Annotated in this window: 14 protein-coding genes; 4 read left to right on the top strand and 10 right to left on the bottom strand. The window is 58.7% G+C overall.

Features of this window, described 5'->3' with window-relative positions; translation table 11 throughout:
• Nucleotides 1-13: 13 nt before the first annotated feature.
• The 3 genes from Q0562_RS11515 to Q0562_RS11505 all read right to left on the bottom strand — a co-directional run bounded on the left by Q0562_RS11515 (nucleotide 14) and on the right by Q0562_RS11505 (nucleotide 3,796).
• Nucleotides 14-946 (bottom strand): LysR family transcriptional regulator, encoded by a 933-nt coding sequence (locus tag Q0562_RS11515; RefSeq protein ID WP_298644519.1) that lies wholly within the window; start codon nucleotides 944-946, stop codon nucleotides 14-16.
• A 77-nt stretch (nucleotides 947-1,023) separates the two neighbouring features.
• Complete coding sequence (locus Q0562_RS11510) at nucleotides 1,024-2,481, bottom strand: hypothetical protein (protein WP_298644518.1); 1,458 nt, start codon at nucleotides 2,479-2,481, stop codon at nucleotides 1,024-1,026.
• 28 nt (nucleotides 2,482-2,509) lie between these two features.
• Nucleotides 2,510-3,796: an ATP-binding protein gene (locus tag Q0562_RS11505; protein WP_298644516.1), complete on the bottom strand. Its 1,287-nt coding sequence runs from the start codon at nucleotides 3,794-3,796 to the stop codon at nucleotides 2,510-2,512.
• 216 nt (nucleotides 3,797-4,012) lie between these two features.
• Between Q0562_RS11505 and Q0562_RS11500 the strand changes: the two genes are divergently transcribed.
• The 4 genes from Q0562_RS11500 to Q0562_RS11490 all read left to right on the top strand — a co-directional run bounded on the left by Q0562_RS11500 (nucleotide 4,013) and on the right by Q0562_RS11490 (nucleotide 6,420).
• Nucleotides 4,013-5,146, top strand: a complete 1,134-nt coding sequence (locus tag Q0562_RS11500; protein ID WP_298644514.1) for an alpha/beta hydrolase — start codon at nucleotides 4,013-4,015, stop codon at nucleotides 5,144-5,146.
• A gap of 95 nt (nucleotides 5,147-5,241) precedes the next feature.
• Nucleotides 5,242-5,637: a cyclophilin-like fold protein gene (locus Q0562_RS11495; protein ID WP_298644512.1), complete on the top strand. Its 396-nt coding sequence runs from the start codon at nucleotides 5,242-5,244 to the stop codon at nucleotides 5,635-5,637.
• A gap of 22 nt (nucleotides 5,638-5,659) precedes the next feature.
• Entirely contained in the window at nucleotides 5,660-5,893 is a 234-nt protein-coding gene (locus Q0562_RS13820) for a type II toxin-antitoxin system mRNA interferase toxin, RelE/StbE family (RefSeq protein WP_366144774.1), read from the top strand.
• Nucleotides 5,875-6,420, top strand: a complete 546-nt coding sequence (locus tag Q0562_RS11490; RefSeq protein ID WP_298644510.1) for a DapH/DapD/GlmU-related protein — start codon at nucleotides 5,875-5,877, stop codon at nucleotides 6,418-6,420. Before Q0562_RS13820 ends, Q0562_RS11490 begins: the two co-directional genes overlap by 19 nt.
• Nucleotides 6,421-6,756: 336 nt before the next feature.
• Here the strand turns inward: Q0562_RS11490 and Q0562_RS11485 are convergent, their stop codons facing one another.
• The 7 genes from Q0562_RS11485 to galE form a co-directional block, all read right to left on the bottom strand.
• The gene (locus Q0562_RS11485; RefSeq protein WP_298644509.1) at nucleotides 6,757-8,100 is read right to left on the bottom strand and encodes a GTP-binding protein; all 1,344 of its coding nucleotides are present in this window, start codon (nucleotides 8,098-8,100) and stop codon (nucleotides 6,757-6,759) included.
• Nucleotides 8,036-9,529, bottom strand: coding sequence for a GTPase (locus tag Q0562_RS11480; protein ID WP_298644507.1), 1,494 nt, complete (start codon nucleotides 9,527-9,529; stop codon nucleotides 8,036-8,038). Before Q0562_RS11480 ends, Q0562_RS11485 begins: the two co-directional genes overlap by 65 nt.
• On the bottom strand, nucleotides 9,519-9,950 hold the full coding sequence (locus Q0562_RS11475; RefSeq protein ID WP_298644505.1) for a thioesterase family protein: 432 nt from the start codon (nucleotides 9,948-9,950) through the stop codon (nucleotides 9,519-9,521). The genes Q0562_RS11480 and Q0562_RS11475 overlap by 11 nt, the downstream gene beginning before the upstream one ends.
• Nucleotides 9,947-10,609 carry a tRNA (adenosine(37)-N6)-threonylcarbamoyltransferase complex dimerization subunit type 1 TsaB gene (gene tsaB, locus Q0562_RS11470; RefSeq protein ID WP_298644503.1) on the bottom strand — a complete coding sequence of 221 codons (663 nt, stop codon included), beginning with the start codon at nucleotides 10,607-10,609 and terminating at the stop codon, nucleotides 9,947-9,949. The genes Q0562_RS11475 and tsaB overlap by 4 nt, the downstream gene beginning before the upstream one ends.
• The gene (locus Q0562_RS11465) at nucleotides 10,606-12,672 is read right to left on the bottom strand and encodes an ATP-dependent DNA helicase (protein ID WP_298644501.1); all 2,067 of its coding nucleotides are present in this window, start codon (nucleotides 12,670-12,672) and stop codon (nucleotides 10,606-10,608) included. Before Q0562_RS11465 ends, tsaB begins: the two co-directional genes overlap by 4 nt.
• A gap of 1 nt (nucleotide 12,673) precedes the next feature.
• Nucleotides 12,674-13,591, bottom strand: a complete 918-nt coding sequence (locus Q0562_RS11460; protein WP_298644499.1) for a tetratricopeptide repeat protein — start codon at nucleotides 13,589-13,591, stop codon at nucleotides 12,674-12,676.
• A 371-nt stretch (nucleotides 13,592-13,962) separates the two neighbouring features.
• Nucleotides 13,963-14,976 carry a UDP-glucose 4-epimerase GalE gene (gene galE / locus Q0562_RS11455; RefSeq protein WP_298644497.1) on the bottom strand — a complete coding sequence of 338 codons (1,014 nt, stop codon included), beginning with the start codon at nucleotides 14,974-14,976 and terminating at the stop codon, nucleotides 13,963-13,965.
• Between the last annotated feature and the right edge of the window lie 353 nt (nucleotides 14,977-15,329).

The following is a 15,329-nucleotide window of genomic DNA, read 5'->3' as shown; positions in this document are numbered from 1 at the left end:
TCCATCAGGCAGCTCAACCGCGCAGGTTTTTTGTCGGCCCGGCTCCGCCGTAAAAGCCGTCGATGATTTCCGTCAGCCAGTCAAAGACGACGAGGACGCGCGGGCTGGTGATGCTGCGTTGCGGACGGTAGAGAAAGACCGGCCAGCGGTAACGTTCCAGCTCGGGCAGGAGTTCCACCAGCCGCCCGGCGGCGAGGTGTGGCCGGCAATAACTATCGCCAATAAGGGCACAGATAGCCCCCGCCAGCACCGCCGCCAGTTCGCTGTAAGCGTCATCGCACACGAAGCGTGGATTTTTCGGCATGACCTGCACCGTGTTACTGATCGGCCAACCCCAAGAGCGGCCGGTGTTGATATTGATCTGGCTGCCGGTGGGATAGCGGGCGAGGAGATCGTCGAGATCGGCGGGCGTGCCCAATTTTTCCACCAGCGACGGCGCGGCCACCAGCAGTTCGCAGGTGTAGCCGAGGTGGCGCACAACCATCCACGGCTCCGGTTCGCTGCCGATGCGCAAGCCAATGTCGATCTGGTTTTCCACGTTGTTCAAGCGGGCGGCGTTCACCCGCCAATCCGGCTGCAAATCAGGGTATTCGGCGCAGCGCGCGAAGAGCGCGGCGATGATAGCGTCGTTTTCCGGCAGCAGCGGTAGGGTGATGCGCACCGTGCCGCGCATTTCATCCGCTGGGGTGCGAGTACGCGCGGCGGTGAAAAGCCGCTCGCTGTCGGCGAGGAGCCGCTGCGCTTTGGGCAGGAAACGCGCGCCGAAATCGGTGAGCTGCACGTTGCGGGTGTTGCGCACGAACAGCGTCTCGCCAAGATAATCTTCCAGCTCGGCGATGACGCGCGTCACCACCTGCGGCGACACGGACAAACGCTGCGCCGTCTCGCGGAATTGCAGAGTATCGGCAGCGGTGCAGAAATATTTGAGGGCGTTGAGTTTGTCCATAGGTTGGATTGAAAATTACGTACCGCTTCTAGATAAAAATTTATATAGAAAATTGTTTTCTAATATAAAACCTAAATTTAGTCCTTTTTTGTTGGCGTAAAATTTTTTATAAACTCCCATAAATCTTTATTTTTAGCAATCTCTTCTATTGGTGAAGGTTCTTTACTATTTCCATCAAGAATTTTAGCTGGATTAAATGCTATAGCGTTTAATGTATTCTCCATTAACACTAGCAAGAGTCTATCACTCTCTTCTCCTGATAATTTTTCTATTTGCTGTTTATAACTATCATATGATTTTGCTAAAGCTTCTTTATGAGCGTATTCCTGTGCTAATCGTTGAGATTCATTGCGCCGTCTTGAAATATAAAATGCTAACCAAAGCGCTGGCAACACAAAAGGAAGTTTATAAATTATTCTATCTAACGTTGTAACTATTCTAGCCATTATAGAACTATCTAGCACCACATGTTGAGCCGCAATATTAGGAATAAAATTTACGCCAAAAACAGCACAAAGAAGTAATACAAGAGATAAGTAGAATAACCATCCATACATTTTTACTTCACCATTAAACTTGTTATACATTATATTATATGCACTAGATAGCCCTGCTGATGTCGCTCCTGGCAAAAGGCTTTCAATCTGCTTATTTAATTCTTGGTAACGTTGTTGTTGTTTTATTTTAAAATTATCTAATTCTTCTTTCCTTGTAGATATTTCATCTTTTAAACCGCCTTCTAGATTCCCATCTTGATTTTCTTTTCCGAAAATCTCTGCATGGAAATCTTCTAATTCATCTAATAATTCTTGAGAGTCATCTTTTAAAGAATGTAATTCTTTATTTTGAGTCTTTCCATCTAAGAGATATTTATCAATCTTCATCTTTATTCCATTTTCAGGATCAAAAACCTTCTTATAAAGGTTGTTAATCTGCTCACTTTTTTTCTCAAAATCATCAATAAGATCTGAAATCTTACTTTCCATTCCATCATCGTCAAATAATTTTTCATTATACTCAGAGAACTTCTCTTGTTGCTTAGATAAAGCACTAAGTATCCCCCTTATTTTATTAAGTACATTTTGTGCATCTTGAGATAGTTCTTTAATTTTATCTAAGTAAGATTTAGCATGTTCTGAAACTGCTTCTGCATATTGATTTAACGCGCTACTTAATGCAGAAGCAGCTCTTCCTTTATAAAAAATAAAAGGCATTAGACTTGTAAGTAATTTATCTAAATACTCCTTATTAATATTTTGTATGCATTCATAACTACTTGAACTTTTATAATTATCTAATAATTTAGATATTTCATTTAATAATAATTCTGCTTCACTCAGAGAATTCATTGGAACAAAATCTGGATCGACTGATTTCACCATATCAGACAAATACGCAAAGACCTTCTTTAAATGTGCAACTTCATCTCTATATTCAAGAGATAGATTTTTAATATTTATTTCTTTTATATTTACTTCTATACTCTCCAATAATGGCAAAATATCTTGTTGCATTTTATTAAGTCTAGTAGACATGTTTTCTCCTAATTTTAAGTTAATGTTATTAAATATTTGCTCCATACAACGGCACATTCTCCATCCAGTCCTGTTCGCGATAGTCCGCCATGGAATAGCGTATAGCTTGTTGGGGCTGGTATTGTTCAACGTAGGTTTTCAGGCTTTTGGCTTTCAGGTTTTCTTCCGCTTTGACTTCTATCGGGATAACGCTTTGTCCGCGTTGTAGCACGAAATCGACTTCTGCCGTGCCTTTTTCGGTTGCCCAGTAGTAAACAGGCTGGTCTTGCGTGGCGATGAGTTGTTGCAGGACGTATTGTTCGGCGAGGGCGCCCTTGTATTCGGTAAAGATGCGGTTGCCTTCGAGCAGGGTAGCAGCGTCCAGTTGATTTTGGGCGGCAAGCAAGCCGATGTCGAGGCTGTAGAGTTTGAAGGCGTTATCCTGATAGGCGGCAAGCGGCAGGTGCGGTTTTTTGATGCGCGGCACGATGTGCACCAGTCCGCTGTCTTTCAACCATTGCAGGGCGGTTTCGTAGTCTTTGCTACGCGCGCCTTTTTGCATTTGGGCGTAGATGAATTTTTTGTTTTCTTTGGCGAGCTGGTGCGGGATGGCCTGCCATATGGCGCGCACACGCTGCACGGTCTGGCTGTCGGGAATGTGTTTGGAGAAATCCTGTTCGTAGGCAAGCAGCAGGTCGCGCTGTATTTGCCGGACTTCGTCGAGGTTTTGTGTGTCGAGGTAGGTTTGCACGACTTCGGGCATGCCGCCGATGTAGTGGTATTGGCGCAGCAGTTCGATGTAGCGGCTTTTCATCGCGGTGATGAGCGGCCAGTCCCGGCTGTCGAGGAGTTGTGCGAGGTCTTTTTGTCCCAGGGCGATGAGGAATTCGCGGTAGTCCATGGGGTAGAGCGGCAGGAATTCGACTTTGCCGACGGGGAAAGAGGATTGTTGGTGTAGCGAGACGCCTAGCAGTGAGCCAGCGGCGATGATGGGGTATTGCGGGGCATTTTCGTGAAAGTATTTGAGGCAGGATAGCGCCGACGGTACTTCCTGGATTTCATCGAAGATAAGCAGGGTGTTTTCTGCCTGGATGTCCACGCCGCTTTCGATTTTCAGACCGAGCAGCAGGCGGCCAATGTCGTAGTCGCCCGCAAACAGGGCTTGCATACGCGGGTTGTGATCGAAGTTGATGTAGGCGGTTTGGGCAAAGGCTTCAGCGCCGAAGTGCCGCATTGCCCAGGTTTTGCCGACTTGTCGCGCACCCCGGATGATGAGGGGTTTGCGCTTGGCTTTATTTTTCCATTGATGCAGGGCTTGGATGATGTTGCGGTGCATGAGGGAGTCCGTATGTGGGTTTTGCTCTCTATTGTAGGCTCTGCGCATTTTTTCCAAGGAAAAAATGTTGTCTCCGCGCACTTTTTCCTTGGAAAAAGTGTAAACGGGCGATTTGTTCTTGTTTCAGGAATTTTGTATTCGCAAAACATTCATTGTTTGCGCACTATTGCCCCGCCATACTGCGCTTCGTCAATTCAACAACGCAGGAATCATGCCTTGACCAAAATTTTGATGAAATCCACCCTCGCCGCCGCCCTTGCGCTCAGCCTTGCTGCGCAGGCGGAGGTTTCCCTCACCCCAATGAAAGGTACGCAAACCATGCAACTCAGCCAGGAATGGGACAAGATTTTCCCGCAATCCGACAAAGTCGAGCACCACAAGGTGTTGTTCAAAAACCGCTACGGCATCACCCTAGCCGGTGATCTCTATGTACCGAAGGACATCAAGGACGGCGCGAAGCTGCCCGCCATTGCCGTCGCTGGTGCTTTTGGCGCAGTAAAAGAACAGTCCAGTGGACTGTACGCGCAAGCGATGGCGGAACGCGGCTTCGTTACCCTGGCGTTTGATCCGTCCTACCTCGGCGAATCCGGCGGTGAGCCGCGCAACATGGCCTCACCCGACATCAATACGGAAGATTTCAGCGCTGCTGTGGACTATCTAGGTCTGCAAAATTTCGTGAATCGCGATGAAATCGGCATTCTCGGCATCTGCGGCTGGGGCGGCATGGCACTGAATGCGGCGGTATCCGACACGCGCATTAAGGCCGTCGCCACCAGCACGATGTACGACATGACCCGCGTGATGGCCAACGGCTACGAAATCAACATGAAGCAGAACGCCCAGGGCGGCTATGACCGCGCTCAACCACAAATGGACGCTGCCGCGCGCGACAAGTTGAAAGAGCAGCTCAATAACAACCGCTGGGAAGGCGCGCAAAACGGCTACGCTACTCTGGCGCCTGCCAACAACCTCGACCCGGAAAAAGACATCACCGCCGATACGCCAAAATTCATCGCCGAATACGCTGAGTTCTATCGCAGCAAACGCGGCTTCCACCCGCGCGCGGTCAACTCCAACCCGCAAGGTTCGTGGGCAAATACCGTGCCGCTAGCTTTCATCAACATGCCCATCCTGCAACGCGCCGCCGAGCTGAAAACGCCCGCGCTGCTGGTGCACGGCGAAAATGCGCATTCGCGCTATTTCAGCGAGGACGCGTTTAAGTCGCTGGGCAGTGAGGATAAAGAGCTGTTTATCGTCGAAGGCGCGAGCCACACCGATTTGTATGACAACACGGCAGGTAAAATCCCCTTTGACAAGTTTGAGGAGTTCTTCAAGAAGCTCCTGAAATAAGCAGAAAAGCCGCCCGCTTGGGCGGTCTTCAGCAACCATGATTATCAAGCATGACCATCCCGACCACAGCATCGCCCGCATCACCGGAGAAACCCATGAAAACCCTGCTGTTCGCCGCCGCTTTCAGCATTGGCACTACCTTTGGCAATACCATGAATATCACCCTCAACGGCCACACCTACACCGCCACCCTCGCCGACACGTCGGCGGCGGCCGCCTTGCAGCAACAACTGCCGCTCACCCTCGCCTTGCACGACTACAACCGCAACGAAAAAGTCGGCCCGCTGCCGCAGGCGCTGCCTGCCGCCGACGAAGCCATCGGCCACATCGAAGCGGGCGACATCCTGCTCTGGCAGGGCGACAGCATCGTCATCTTCTACGAAAGTTTCAAAACGCCCTATCACTACACCCGCCTCGGCAAAATCACCGACCCGCAAGGGCTGAAGAACGCGCTGGGCAGCGGTAACGTGCAAATCCGGCTCTCGCGGTGAGGGAGAAGACTTTCCCTTGCCAATGGTCGGCAAAGCATGGGGGACGTGCTTTATTGTCTCAACCGGAACCGGCCACTCGCCGGGAAATACCGCAAGCACGCTTACCGGCGACCTGCGCAACTATCGGGAATGTCACATAAAACCCGACCTGCTACTGAGCTATGCCAAGCGGGAGCACACCCTGCATTTGACCCGCATCGGCAGCCATACGGAACGCTATCTAAACCGGACATCACCATGCATCCCTACCCCTTGAACACCATCATCCCCGCCGACAGTCCGCTCTTTGCCGAAATCCACACCATCGTCGCCGAAAACACGCCGAAAATCGCCGAACTCTCCGGTGCGTTCCGCACACAGGAACACATCCGCGCGCTGCTCGCCGACATCACTTGCCGCGACATCCCCGCCGATTTACACGTCAACCTGCCGCTCTACTGCGACTTCGGCAGGCATATCCGCATCGGGCGCGGCGTTTTCATCAATGCGGCAGTGATGCTGACTGACCTCGGCGGCATCACTCTCGAAGATAACGTCCTCATTGGTCCGCGCGCGAACATTATCAGCGTCAACCACCCAGGCGACCCGCAAGCACGGCGCGGCCTCATCCTGAAACCTGTGGTCATCCAAAAGAACGTGTGGATAGGCGCAGGTGCCACCATCCTGCCCGGCGTGACCGTAGGCGAAAACAGCATCGTCGCCGCCGGCGCGGTGGTCAGCAAAGACGTGCCGCCCAACACCGTGGTCGGCGGTGTGCCGGGCAGGGTGTTAAAAAGCTTGTGAGATGGCGCCAAGCGGCGTGGTTGCTGGTTTTGTGGAATATTTTTGTCGCTACGCGGTTTGTCTAAACCCTCTCCCAAACCCCGCTCCCATAGGGCGAGGGGCTTTTGGTGCGAGCAGGAAAGCCCGTAGTTGTGCCGCTTGGCGGAGTTTTGTCGCTGCGCGTTCCCCCCTCCGTCGCTACGCGACACCTTCCCCCACAAGCGGGTGGAAGGATGCCCAGTGCAAGCGGAAAAGTTCGTGGTTTGTGCCGCTTGACGGTTTTTTTGTTTATCGCAATCCGCCCACTCTGCGTCGGCAGCCGTCAAGCGGCGTAAATACCGGCTTCTCCGCCCTGCCCTACTCTTCTTCTGTTTTTTTGCCCAGGTATTGGGCGATGCTCTGCTTGGCTTCCTGCATCAGGCGGTCTTTGTCGAGGTCGCGCATGATTTCTTCGATGATGGGTTTGGCGCCCGCTTCGCCCCAGCTCGCCCCTTGTGCGAAGTAGCGTTCGGCTGCTTTGCCGATGACGTAGCTGCCGTAGTAGGCCACTGCGCCTTGCGCGCCGGCGGTGAGGATGGTGGATAAACCGGCGGTGAGGCCTTTGAGCAGGGAGGAGAGTGCCTGCACACCGTACACCGCGCCCATCAGCACGCCGGTTTGTACGGCGATGGCGCGCACGAGTTCGCCCGCCTGGTGGCGGGTGATGTCGATGCCGTAGGTGCGCGAGAGGTGCACGACCATGCTGGCGTCCGCGGCGAGGGCGAGCAGGTCCACGGCAGGAATGGGGTTTACTGCAACGCCGACGGCTTTGATGAGGGCGTATTGGCGGATGATGTGGTCGGCGAGGTGTTTGCGCGCGGCGACGATTTCGCGGCCAACGCGTTCGGAGAGTTTTCCGGCGAAGACGCTGGCGTTCAGCGCGGCGTAGCTTTTGCCGTCGGCTTCGAGGAGTTGCCAGAGGACGCTTTTTAATGCGGCGATGTCGGGTTCGGAGCGGATGGTGGTCTCGGTTTCGCGCCCGGCGGCGTCCACGCTGATTTGCCGGTAGGCTTCGGGGCGGGCGCTGGCGGAGACGATGCGCTCGGCCGGGATGATGCCGGCGGTGCGGCGGATGAGGTGTTTGTGCAGGGTGGCGCGGTCGGCGTCGCTCAGGCGGTCAGCTTTGTTGTGGACGAGGATGAGCGGCTGGGTTTTTTCGTGCAGTTGCAGCAGAGCTTCGTATTCGGCGCGGGTCATGTCGCTATCAACGACGAAGAGGACGGCATCGGCCTGGCGGGCGACGTGGGCGGCGAGTCTGGCGCGCTCCCGGCCGTCGATTTCGTCGATGCCGGGGGTGTCGATGAGGTACACGCCGCCGCTGTCGTATTCTTGCCAGAGGGTTTGTTCGCTGTGCCGGGTTTTGCCGTGCAGGACGCTGGTGGCGAAGATGTCGCGCCCGGCCAGCGCGTTCAGCAGGGCGGATTTGCCGACACTGACGCGGCCGTAGGCGGCGACGTGGACATGGCCTTTTTCGAGCTTGTCGAGCAGGCGTTGCAGCTGGCGGTAGTCTTCGCCGAGGCGGGCGCGCGCTTCTTCGGGCAGGCGGTCGTCTGCGAGCAGGGCGGTGAGGCTGTCGCGGGCTTTTTCGAGGTGGCGATCAGCTTTGTTTGTCGCGGCCGGTGGCGAGTCGGACGAGGTTTTGCGCCCGCGTTTCCAAATCATTGTGCAGTTGTTCCTCGAATTTCTGGATGATGTGCCGGGTGTCGATGTTGCCGCTGCCGCTTTCGAGTGCTTGCAGGGTGGCGCGGCCGAGGCTTTCAAAGATGAGGCCGTAGGCGACGGCGTGCGAGGCACCGCCGATGACGGTGCCGATGCCGGGGAAGGCTTTGCAGACGTTGCCGGCGAGCGCGAGGATGAGGGTGAGCTGGGTTTTGACTTTGCTGCTCGCCGCTTCGACGAGGGTTTGCAGGTCGATATCGCGCGCGGGGATGTCGTAGAGGCGGGTGAGGTGTTTCAACATATCCATGCCGAGGTAGCCCTGGATGAGGATGTCGGTGCCGGGGCCGACGGCGGCGACGCCGCCGAGCATGGCTTTGCGCGCGTAGTTTTTGACGAGGGCTTCGCCGCGTTCGCGGCGGTAGTAGGCGAGGCGGTGGTTGAGGTTTTCGTTAGCGAGGCTGAGGAGCGCTTCGCGGTTGCGCGCGGTGAGGGTGCCGCGCGCGGCGGTCATTTGCGCGAGGGCTTGCAGCAGCGGCGCGATGTCGCCGCCTTTGTATTCTTCTTCCCAGGTGGCGCTGCCGTCGGCGGCGATGCGGCGGATTTTTTCGCGGTAGGCGCTGGCGCAGGCGATGTAGTGGACGCCATCGGGCAGGCGGCTTTTGATGCGGGTTTTGAGGGCGGCGAGTTCGTCGGCGGTGTAGAGGTTGGTTTTGTTGAGGACGACGAGCATGGGTTTGTCGAAGGCATGCAGGCGCAGGATGGAGATGATGTCGCTTTCGGTGAGATCCTGGTCGATGACGTAGGCGACGATGTGCACGCGGCGCGCGGCGGTCATGACTTCGCGGTCGAGGGTGCCGTCCGCGCCCGCCTGGTGGGTGCCGGGCATATCGAGCAGGGTCAGGCTGAGGCCCCGGTTGTTTTCGTAGTGGTAGCGTTCGATGGCGGTGGTGGAGCCGCCGATGATGGAGGTGTCGATGGCGGCGTTCGGCAAGAGGGTCTGGATGAGCGAGCTTTTGCCGGTGCTGATTTTGCCGAAGAAGGCGAGTTCGAGTTCTTGCGGCTCGGCTTCGATGGCGGCAAGTTCGGCTTCGATGGCGGAGACGTCGATGCCCTGGGCGCGGGCGGCGGCGGCGCGTGCTTGCAGGTCTTCCAGGGTGTGGCGTTTTTTTTCGGCGGCGGCGGTGCCCTGCCCGCGCCGCTTGCGGCCGACGGTCCAGATTTTCCAGATGAGGCCGAGGCCGATGGCGGCGATGAGGGCGACGATGGTGAGGTAGATGGCGATGAAGGCGGGCGGGGTGTGCTGGATGCGGTCCCAGACGCGGAAGGCGATGTCGGTGAACTGGAAGATGATGAGGAAGACGACCAGGACGATGAGGACAGTCAGCAGGATGATGGCTTTGCGGATGAGGGAGACGCTGTTGTTATTGGTCATGGTGGTGCTCCCGGCGGCGGTGCAGCGCGTCGGTAAAGGCGGGCGGCAGGGCGATGATTTTGTGGCGGGCGTAGTCGTAGGCGACCATTTCGCTCTCGGCCCCGGCGATGACGCGCGCACCGCAGCTCACGCGGTATTGCAGGGTGAAGGCAGTGGGGCGCAACGCGTCCACACGCATGGCAATGTCGAGCACATCGTCCAGGAAGGCTTCACCGCGATAGTCGCAGGCGAGTTTGCGCATGATGAGTCCCGCGCCGAAACAGTCGGTTTCCGTCGCGCCGAGGGCGTGCAGCAGGTCAAGCCGCGCCTGGTGCAGCAGGGTGATGAGGCGGTCGTGGCCGAGATGGCCGCCGTAGTTGATGTCGCCGATGCGGACGGTGAGGCGGCCGGTGTAATCCGCGATGAAGGGGGCGGCGGTCATGGCTGCGGCTGGACGACGTCGTTGCGCAGGTAGTGCAGTTCGACGCCTTGTTGCGGCGGCTGCCAGTCGGCGCTGTCAAGGAGGGTGAAGGCGTCAACGGCTTCGGGGAGGTAGTTGTCTTCGGCGATGTTGGCACCGGCGGGAAAGTGCGCGGCGTAAATGGTGCCTGCACCGGCGACCAGCGCGCCGTCGAACCAGTCGGCGGGGATGTCCTGCGGCGGGCAGACGCGGTCGGCACCGGTGCAGACGCCGTTTTCGTACAGCCCCGCATAGACTTCACCCATGCGCGCGTCCATCACCGCGAGGATTTTTTCCGCGCCGCTGTGGCGGCGGATGGTGGCGGCGAGCAGCGCCAGCGAGGAGACGGGCAGGAGCGGCACATCCCAGGCGGTGGCGAGGCCGGTGGCGACGGCCGCGCCGATGCGCAGGCCGGTGAAAGCGCCGGGCCCGGCGCTCAAAATGATGCCCTGGATGGCGGTTTTTTCGAGGCCGTTTTTTTGCAGCAGTTTGTCGATGAGCGGCAGCAGTTCGCGGGTGTGCTGTTGTGCTTCGATTTCGTAGGACTGGCTGGTTTCGCCGCCGTGTTGCAGGGCGACGGAGCAGGCGGTGCCGGAGGTGTCGATGGCGAGCAGGGTGCTGTGTCTGGTCGGCAGGTTCATGCGGGGTTTCCGTTGTTGTTTTCGTGATAGGCGAAGAAGCGGTCAATGGCTTCTATTTTACGCGTTTTGCTCATGGGCGGCAGGCTGTTGAGGAAGGCCGCGCCGTAGTTTTTCCGGGTCAGGCGCGGGTCGGCGAGGACGAGCACGCCGTAGTCGCCCCGGTCGCGGATGAGGCGGCCGACGCCCTGTTTCAGGGTAATGATGGCCTGCGGCAGGGTGTCGTGGATGAAGGGCGACAACCCTTTGTCGGCGAGCAGGCGGTGGCGGGCGCGGGTGACGGGGTCGTTCGGCGCGGCAAAGGGCAGTTTGTCGATGACGACGCAGACGAGGCGGTCGCCGCGCACGTCCACGCCTTCCCAGAAACTCGATGTGGCGAGCAGTACGGCGTTGTCGTGGCGGCGGAAATCGGCGAGCAGCGCGTTTTTCCCCGCCCGCCCCTGTACCAGCAGGTGATAACCGCTGTCTTTGAGGGCGCGTTCGGCGTCGTGCATGGCGCGGTAGCTGGTGAAGAGCAGGAAGGCGCGGCCTTTGCTGCGCGCCAGCACGGGCAGGACGGCCTGAATCAGCGCTTCGTTGTACTGCGGCTGGTTCGGGTCGGGCAGGCCCTCGGGGTGATAGAGGAGCGCCTGATGGCGGAAATCGAAGGGGCTGGCGAGCAGCAGCGAGCGGTAGTCGCGCAGGCCGAGTTCGCGCGCGAAATGGTCGAAGCTGCCGTTCACCGCCAGCGTCGCCGAGAGAAACGTCCAACCGGCGTTGCTGTTCGCAATCCAGTGGGCGAAGCGCCCGGCGGCGTTGACCGGCACCGAGCAGAGGGTGTAATGACGCGGGCCGGCGTCGAGCCAGACGGCACGGGGGGTGGGTTCGCTTTGCGGCGCGGCGCTGTCCCGCCCGGCGGGGTCTTCGTCTCCTTGCGCAGCGCTCTCCGCCCCGCCCTCCCCCGCCAGCGGCGCGGCGTTTTCATCCCGCCCGGCGGCATCTTCCCCCTCCGCAGCGGGTGCCTGCGCGAGGAAGGCGGCGACCAGTTTTTGCAAGTCCTGACAGCGGCCGCAGAGGTGGGCGAGCAGTTTGCCGCGCATTTTTTGCGCGTTGAGTTGCGTCTGAAACAGGGCGAGCAGAGCGGCGAGGTGGCGCAGTTCCGCCCAGAAATCTGGGATGGCGGCGAGTTGCGCCTCGTCCAGCCGCGTTTCCGCCGGTTGGCGCACGGTGAGCTGGATTTTGCTGTTTTGCAGCTTCAAATCACGCAGGGTTTCGCGCAGTGCCGGTGTATCCGGCGCTTCCAGCAGGGCGGCGTGTTCGCCGTCGCTGATAAAACCGAGCAGTTGCCGCGCCGAGAAGCGGTCGCCCAGGAAATGGATGGCGGTCTGCGGCAGGTGGTGCGCCTCGTCAATCACAAATGCCTGAATGTCCGGCAGGATTTCCGCAAAACCCTCGCTTTTCAGGGCGAAATCGGCGAGCAGCAGGTGGTGGTTGATGACGACCACATCCGCTTCTTTTGCCTTTTGCCGCGCCTTCTGCAAAAAGCATTCTTCGTAAAAGGCGCAGTCGCGGCCGAGGCAGTTTTCAATCGTCGAGGTGATGCGCGCCAGCACCGGCGCGTCTTCCGCCACTTCTTTCAATCCGGCGAGATCGCCGTCGGCAGTGGTGTCGAAAAAATGCTCGATGGCGCGGCGCTGCCGCCTGTCCGCCGCCGTCGTGCAGTCATCATCAAGATACTGGTGGTAGTGGTGGTGGCAGAGGTAATTGCGCCGCCCTTTCAGCAGCGCAACGCGGGCTGCGCTGCCCAGCACCTTGCGCACCAGCGGCAAATCCTTGCCGTAAATCTGCTCCTGCAAGTTGCGCGTGGCGGTGGAGACCAGCCCCTTGCGGCCAGAGGCCAAAAGCGGCAGCAAATAGGCAAATGTCTTGCCCGTACCGGTACCCGCTTCGGCCAATAAAATGCCGTCGCGCGACAAATTGTCGGCGACGGCTTCGGCCAGTTCCTGTTGCCCCTGACGCGGCTGATAACCGCTGACGGCGCCGCTCAGGGCGCCGCCTGCCGCGAACAGGGCGGAAATCTCGCGCAAATCAATAAGAAGCGGCTTTGGTGGCGGCCTGTACCGCGCCCTGACTGTCGCCCAGCTTGTTGCGCGAATTGGAAATCAGCGACCACGATTTCTTCAGCATCTGGCTGTTGCCGCCGGACTGCACGGCGCGGCTGGCCATGCTTTCCGCTTCCTTGTAGCGGCCCTGGTGATAACGGATGTTGGCGATGTCGTAGAGAATCTTGCTGTTCTTCGGGTCGAGCCGCTGCGCGTTTTCCAGATAGGCGGCGGCACCGTCCAGATCCCCCTTGCCGAGCGCGCCGGAAGCCTTCTTCAACAGCGCGGACACCGCCGTCTCGCCCTCCGCCCGCGCGGCAGGCTGGGCGCTGGCGACGGCCTTGTTATCGGCAACCGCCGGGGTGCTGGGCGCGCCGACGTTCACATCACTGCTGCCCGGACGCAACGCCTGCCGCTTGTTGTCGGCAGGCGGCTGCGCGGCAGGCGGATTGGCCCCCGTGCGCGGCGCTTCCTTCACCGCCTCGCGCACCGCCACCACGCCCGGTTCCTGCGGCGTCTTCGGCGTGGCCGGATTATTAGTATTCGCCGCCTTGATGGTCGGCGCGGCGGGCTGGTACGGGCTGGCTGCCTGCACCTGCGTCTGCCCGGCGGGCTGCGGCGGCACGGCGGGCTGCTGTGCGAGCTGCGGATTTACCGGCGGCCGCGTCTGCTGCTGATTGACGGGCGGCATCTGCGGCCGCTGCCCGCCGATAGCCATATTGTTGAAACCGCCGCCCTGATTGTTGAAACCAAAACCGCTGTCGGCAGGCGGCGTCTGCCCGCCGAAGGCAGGCTGCTGTCCGTATTGGGTGTTGCGGTTCACAACCGGCGCCTGCCCGTCGCCGTACACGCTGCATCCGCCCAGAAAAAGTGCGGTGGTGATGCCAAGCCATAGGTATTTCATGTTCCGGATCCTCTTAATCGTTTGCCAGGATTGAAAAAATGGGGAATAAAAATGGAGAAAACAAGGGGGTAGAAAGCGGGCGCATTTTACCTTGAATTGTGCGGACGTGCTGGCGGGCGGAACTTTCCCCGCCCGACGGCAGACGGGAAAGAGCGGCGGTTTTTTCACCCTTCCCCTGCGGAGACGACAAAACACGGGACGCGTCAAGCGGTGTCAATGCCGGCTTTTTGCTATTCGAGACGTTGCCCCAACGTCTCAACAGCAAAAAACGCACCGTTTCCCCGCTTGGCAGCGCGCCTGCCCGGAACACACAAAGCAGGCCGCATCTGCCGGCGTGCTAAAAACCCGCCCTGCGCCCGTCAGGCAGCGGTTCAGCGGTAGCCCTGCGGGTTTTTCGCCTGCCAGCGCCAGGTGTCGGCCATCATGTCATCCAGGCTGCGTTCGGTGCGCCAACCGAGTTCGCGTGCGGCTTTTTCCGGATTGGCCCAGAAGGCGGGCAAGTCGCCGGCGCGGCGCGGCACGATGGTGTAGGGAATGGCTTTGCCGCAGGCTTTTTCGTAGGCACGGACGACGTCCAGCACCGAGCTGCCTGTGCCGCTGCCGAGGTTCCAGGTGTACACGCCGGTTTTGTCCGCAATGTGTTCCAGCGCCTTGACGTGGCCGGCGGCAAGATCCATGACGTGGATGTAGTCGCGCAGGCAGGTGCCGTCCGGGGTGTCGTAGTCGTCGCCATAGACGGCGAGGCGTTCGAGGCGGCCGACGGCGACTTGCGAGATGTAGGGCACGAGGTTGTTCGGGATGCCTTGCGGGTCTTCGCCGATGTCGCCGCTTGCGTGCGCGCCGACGGGGTTGAAGTAGCGCAGGAGGGCGATGGTCCATTCCGGGTCGGCGTGGGCGGTGTCGCCGAGGATGGTTTCAATCATGACTTTGGTTTTGCCGTAGGGGCTGCTCGGCACGCCAAGCGGCATGGTTTCGGTGTATTCGCGCGCGCCGCCCTGCTCGCCATAAACGGTCGCCGAGGAGCTGAAGACGAGGTTTTTTACGCCCGCCGCCTGCATGGCTTCGATGAGGGTAATGCTGCCGCCGACGTTGTTGTCGTAGTAGGCGAGCGGTTTTTGCACGCTTTCGCCAACAGCTTTCAGGCCGGCGAAGTGGATGACGGCGCGGACGGGGTGTTCGCCGAGGAGCTGGTCGAGCAGGGCGCGGTCGCGGATGTCGCCTTCGATGAGGCGCGCGTTTTTGCCGGTGAGGCGGTTGACGCGGCGGATGGCTTCCGCCGAGCTGTTGCAGAGGTTGTCGAGGACGAGGACGTCGTGGCCGTGTTGCAGGAGGGTGAGGACGGTGTGCGAGCCGATGTAGCCGGCGCCGCCGGTGACGAGGATCATGTTTTTTCTCCGTTTTGCCGGGGGTGAGGGTGGAAGATGCGCTGCCAGTAGGCTTCGTCAAAGGGGTGTTCCTGCATGTAGGCGGCGATCTGCGGGTAGGCGGCGCGCACGCGGCGCACGATTTTCCAGGTCTGCCACAGCAGTTCCAGGGTCTTTGCCCCGGAGTAGGTGCAGTAGTAGCCGGTGCTGCCGTCCGGGTTGTAGAGGAAGTATTGCCGGTAGGGGTAGATGATGGGGAAGTTGCCGTTGTCCATGGAGAGCAGCGGGATTTTGCCGTTGCTCAGCGCCCGTTTTTTCCACGGGATGATGAGGCGGATGGAGGCGAGCATCATGCATCATGCGCAGCGCGCGTT

The sequence above is a fragment of the uncultured Cardiobacterium sp. genome (genome assembly GCF_938028825.1).
Classification (GTDB): domain Bacteria; phylum Pseudomonadota; class Gammaproteobacteria; order Cardiobacteriales; family Cardiobacteriaceae; genus Cardiobacterium.
Note: the sequence above shows the minus strand (reverse complement) of the source record. Positions and strands in the feature narration are given on the sequence as shown.